The sequence below is a fragment of the Streptomyces sp. NRRL F-2664 genome (genome assembly GCF_000719345.1).
In the GTDB taxonomy this organism is placed as follows: domain Bacteria; phylum Actinomycetota; class Actinomycetes; order Streptomycetales; family Streptomycetaceae; genus Streptomyces.
On sequence record NZ_JOFX01000300.1, the window covers coordinates 1 to 642 of the forward strand.

At 72.4% G+C, this 642-nt stretch carries 1 pseudogene; it reads right to left on the reverse strand.

Features of this window, described 5'->3' with window-relative positions:
- Nucleotides 1-642, reverse strand: a pseudogene (locus IF89_RS45650) (RHS repeat domain-containing protein); the annotation flags it as partial.

Sequence of the window (642 nt, forward strand, 5' to 3'; positions counted from 1 at the left end):
ATCTGCCCGTGGGCGGTGTAGGTGTAGGCGGTGGTGTTGCCGAGCTGGTCGGTCTGGGAGGCCAGGCGGCCTGCCGGATCGTAGGTGTTGGCCGTGCCGGTGCGGGTGTCGCCCTGGCCGGGATCGCCCTGGGTGAGGGTTTTGGAGGTCTGGCGTCCGGCGAGGTCGTGGGTGAGGGCTGCGGTGAACTCCTGCCCGGGGTAGGTGTCCGGGGCGGCGGGGTTCAGCACGGTGCTGTGCGGGATGCCGCCCGCCCCGTAGGAGGGCACAGCGGTGACTTCGCCGCTGGTTGAGGTCAGGGTCCGGCCCAGTGCGTCGGTCTGGGCGGTGGAGCTGGTGGCGGGGGTGCCGTCGGCGAAGACGACCTTCGCCGAGGTGGTCCGGGCCGCACTGTCGGCGTCCTGCACCGACACGGCCCGGGCCTCGCCCAGGCCGGCACCCTCCTGGCCTGCGCCCAGCACGCCTTGCGCGACCGCCTCGCCGACGATGTCGGAGGCCGTCTTGACGGTGGTGCCGTCCGGGCCGGTCACACTGCTGGTATGCCCCCACGGGTCGGTGGAGGCAACGGTTCTGCGGCCGGCCTGGTCGGTGGTGGTGACCTTGTACTCGGCCCACTGGGAGTAGTCGGCCTCGGACAGCACC